This window comes from Alistipes sp. CAG:268 (assembly GCA_000434235.1).
Taxonomy (GTDB): Bacteria; Bacteroidota; Bacteroidia; order Bacteroidales; family Rikenellaceae; genus Alistipes; species Alistipes avistercoris.
This window is the reverse complement of record FR892005.1, coordinates 43,995-47,860: the sequence shown is the minus strand read 5'-3', so window position 1 is coordinate 47,860 and position 3,866 is coordinate 43,995. Positions and strand designations below refer to the sequence as shown.

The 3,866-nt window shown below is 63.4% G+C and carries 4 protein-coding genes; 1 reads left to right on the top strand and 3 read right to left on the bottom strand.

Annotation, left to right across the window (positions count from 1 at the left end; genetic code table 11):
• The 3 genes from QZL63_RS06950 to QZL63_RS06940 all read right to left on the bottom strand — a co-directional run.
• The coding region (locus tag QZL63_RS06950; protein ID WP_290586355.1) for an ABC transporter permease at positions 1 to 590 on the bottom strand (590 nt) is incomplete at its 3' end.
• Positions 591 to 602: 12 nt separating this feature from the next.
• Positions 603 to 827 carry a hypothetical protein gene (locus QZL63_RS06945; RefSeq protein ID WP_022308600.1) on the bottom strand — a complete coding sequence of 75 codons (225 nt, stop codon included), beginning with the start codon at positions 825 to 827 and terminating at the stop codon, positions 603 to 605.
• A gap of 11 nt (positions 828 to 838) precedes the next feature.
• Complete coding sequence (locus tag QZL63_RS06940; protein WP_022308599.1) at positions 839 to 1,762, bottom strand: ABC transporter ATP-binding protein; 924 nt, start codon at positions 1,760 to 1,762, stop codon at positions 839 to 841.
• A 275-nt stretch (positions 1,763 to 2,037) separates the two neighbouring features.
• Here QZL63_RS06940 and QZL63_RS06935 point away from each other — a divergent pair.
• Positions 2,038 to 3,866, top strand: a 1,829-nt coding sequence (locus QZL63_RS06935) for a sensor histidine kinase (protein ID WP_290586352.1), incomplete at its 3' end; no start/stop codon positions are given.

Below are 3,866 nucleotides of genomic sequence, written 5' to 3'. Positions count from 1 at the left end.
TAGATCAGCAGGAACATGTAGAGCACGAAGCCCAGGATGTATCCCGAGGCCGTGGCGACGACCGACGACTGGGCCTGGGTCTCCTCCTCCTGCGACTTGTCGTTGCGGAAGGTCTGGAGCGTGACGGTGGTCTTCACCTCGTCGAGGATCTGCTGGAGGTTGTCGATGTTGTAGCGGCGGAGCTTCTCGGCTTCGAGGATCCGTTCGATCTGGCCGGTGAGGCTCTCCTCGAGCGAGAGCGACGACGAAGAGTTGGCGTAGAGTTTGACGGCTGAGGGGTTCTCGAGGATGTCGCTGCCGATCCAGAGCACGCCGAACAGGTCGGAGAACTCGCGGCGTGCCTCGTCGGTGCTCTTGTCGGTGGTCGTGAAGCGGATCTCCTCGCTGTCCGCGAGTTTCGGGGCCACCAGGCCGCTGTCGTCGATGACGGCGATCGTCTTTGTCTCGCCGCGCGAGAAACGCATGATGAGCGCCGGGGCGACCATCAGGGCGAGCATCAGCACGGGCATGAGGATCGTGGTGATGATGAAGGATTTTTTGCGCACGCGCTCGTTGAACTCGCGCTGGATGATGAGGGATATGTTGGACATGATGTGTAGGTTTTATCGGTTCTCTTTCTCTCCTGTTTTCGGGATGCGGAGCAGCAGGATGCCGCAGCACAGCGTGATGGCCGAAAGCGTGAGCTGCAGCGTGCTCTCTCCGGTCCGCAGGCCGTGGATCAGGCCGTACATGCCCACTCCCAGGCACAGGCCGGCAAGCGTCCCTGCGGCGGCTTTCCCGAGGCGTCGCGGGTGTTCTTGTCCGGCCGCTTCGTTTGTCTTTTTCATGGTGGCGTGATCTATAACTGCCCGTTCACGGCTCGGATGAAGATGTCGTTCATCGAGGGGATGATCTCGCGGAACGAGCGCATCTCGACGGCATCGTTGGCCGCGGCGATCACCGTGCGCACGGCGCCGTCGTCAGGGACGTGGAGGCGCAGCGTGCGGTAGGCCGACTCCTCGCCCTCGGGGCGTTCGAGCAGTTCGCAGTGCGGTGCCAGGACGCGGCGCAGCGACTCTTCGTCGCCGCGGTAGTCGATCTCGAAGAGGTTCGACCCGTGGCGGCGGCGGATGTCGTCCACACGCCCCGAGAGGATGTTCTTCGAGCGGTTGATCAGCGTGATGTGGTCGCAGATCTCCTCCACCGACGACATGTTGTGCGTCGAGAAGATCACCGTCGATCCCTTGTCGCGCAGGGCGAGGATCTCCTCCTTGAGGAGGTTGGCGTTGATCGGGTCGAAGCCCGAGAAGGGCTCGTCGAAGATCAGCAGCTCGGGCTCGTGGAGCACCGTGACGATGAACTGCACCTTCTGGGCCATGCCCTTCGAGAGCTCCTCGACCTTCTTGTCCCACCAGTTCTCGATGCCGAACTTGCGGAACCAGCTCTTGAGCCGGGTGACCGCCTCGCGGCGCGGGAGGCCCTTCAGGCGGGCGAAGAAGATGGCCTGTTCGCCCACCTTCATCTTCTTGTAGAGTCCCCGCTCCTCGGGCAGGTAGCCGATGCGGTAGATGTCGTCGGGGGCGATTTCGTGGCCGTTGAAGCAGACGCGCCCGCTGTCGGGTGCGGTGATGCGGTTGATGATCCGGATGAGGGTGGTCTTGCCGGCGCCGTTGGGGCCGAGCAGTCCGTAGACCGATCCGCGGGGAATGGCGATCGAGACGTCGTCGAGCGCCTTGTGTCCGGCGTATTGCTTCGAGACGTGTTCAGCCGTAAGAATTTCCATGGGTGTCTGATTGTCTGTTTTCGGGTGAAACCATCGGCAAATATAAAGAACAAAGCGGGAAATTTCAAAGAAAATTTATCGTTTTTCGATAAAAATACTCCTTCGTCGCCTCCCGGCATGCCGATTGCCGGCCCCGTTCCGTTCCGCTTCATGCGGCTCTTCTGCCGTGCGGATTGCCGCGGAAGCCTCCTCCGGGACTCTCCCGCCGCTGCCGCTCCCGTGCGCATTCCGCTGCGGGAATGCGGTTTTTGCCGGACTTTCACTATCTTTGGCGCATGAAAGAGTCGAAATTCGTCAAGACGAAGATCGTTGCCGGCTACGTCATCCTGATTGCCGTCTGCATCCTTTCGGTGGGTTATGTCTACCGGGAGGTGGTCCGTTTTTCGGCTCCCGACGGCACCTATGCGCAGCTGCACACCAAACGCAGCGCCGTCAATCAGGTGCTCTACCACCTCTACCAGGCCGAGAGTTGCGGACAGCTGATGATCGCCGGCTACCAGTCCTACGAGGAGCGCTACCGCCAGGAGTTGCGCACCGTGCGCAGCCGGATCGATTCGCTGCGCACGCTGACCGGACGCGGCGATTCGCTGCAGACGATGCGTCTGGACAGCATCGTGCGGCTGCTGGCCGACAAGGAGCGCCGGACGACGAGCCTCTTCCGTTCGATCCGCGGCGGCGCCACGGCCAACCTGCTCGAAAAGAACATCCGGGCGCTGATCGAGTCGTCGTCCGACAGCCTGCCGGGGACCGTATCGCCGGCCGATACCCTGTCGCCGGCCGATTCGCTGCCGCCTCTGTCCGATTCGTTGCCTCCGCTGCCTGACTCGCTCCAGCTGCCTCCGTTGCCCGACTCGGTGCTGCATACCGAGCGAATCCCGGTCGGCGAGGGAGTGCACGGCGACTCCTCAACGCTGCTGCTGGCCGATACGCTGATCCTGACCCGCCCGATGCAGATCGACACCCTGCCGCGCCTGCGGCGCATTGTCCAGACCGATACGGTCTCCGTGCCGCGGGCCAAACGGCGGTTCTTCCGCCGTCTGGCCGACCTGTTCAGCCCGCCTCGGGAGGAGACCGCAGTGGTGATATCGCGCAGCGAGATCGTCGTCGATACGGTTCCCGCTCCGGCCCCTGAGATGCGGCCCGATGCGTTGCGCGATACGATCGCCATCGTGCTGCGGGCCTTGCAGGACAGTGTCACCAGCGAGCGCCTCTACATCTACGACGAGGCGTGGCGCGAGGGGTTGCGCCTGCGTTACAGCAACGACCTGATCAACGCGAAGATCTACCGCCTGATCATGGACTTCGAGGAGGAGGAGACCGACTACCTCATGCGCCGCATCGACGAGAACGAGGCGATCCGCAGCCGCTCGTCGCGGATGCTCGGCTGGGTGGCGGCCGGGGCCGTCGTCCTCATGCTGTTGTTCGTGGCGGTGCTGTGGCGCGACATCAACCGCGGCAACCGCTACCGCCGGGCCCTCGAGCGCGCTAACCGCGACAACGAGGCGCTGCTGGCTGCCCGTGAGCAGCTGATGCTGGCCATCACACACGACATCAAGGCGCCGCTGGGTTCGGTCATGGGCTACATCGACCTGCTTTCGCGCCTGACCACCGACAAGCGGCAGACGCTCTACCTGCAGAACATGCGCTCCTCGTCGGAGCACCTGCTGGCCCTGGTGAACAGCCTGCTCGATTTCTACCGGCTCGACGTGAACAAGATGGAGGTCGATTCGGTGGTATTCAATCCCTCGCAGCTTTTCGAGACGATCCGTGCGGGCTTTGCCGCTGCGGCCGACGCCAAGGGGCTCGACCTGCGGCTGGAGACCGGTCCCGGGGCTGCGCGCGAAGCTACGGGCGATGCCTTCCGCATCCGGCAGATCGCTGATAACCTGATATCCAATGCCTTGAAATTCACCGATGAGGGCAGTGTCACCCTGCGGGCCGACGTGGCCGACGGCTGGCTGACCTTCTCGGTTCGCGATACGGGCCGCGGCATCGGCCCCGAGGAGCGCGAGCGCATCTTCGCCGAGTTTGTCCGGCTGCGTTCGGCGCAGGGGGTCGATGGTTTCGGTCTGGGTCTCTCGATCGTGGACCGGCTCGCCCGAGC

Bases quoted from the DNA above. Each gene is read 5' to 3' on its own strand.
- QZL63_RS06940 (WP_022308599.1), bottom strand. From the start codon at position 1,762: ATGGAAATTCTTACGGCTGAACACGTCTCGAAGCAATACGCCGGACAC.
- QZL63_RS06945 (WP_022308600.1), bottom strand. From the start codon at position 827: ATGAAAAAGACAAACGAAGCGGCCGGACAAGAACACCCGCGACGCCTC.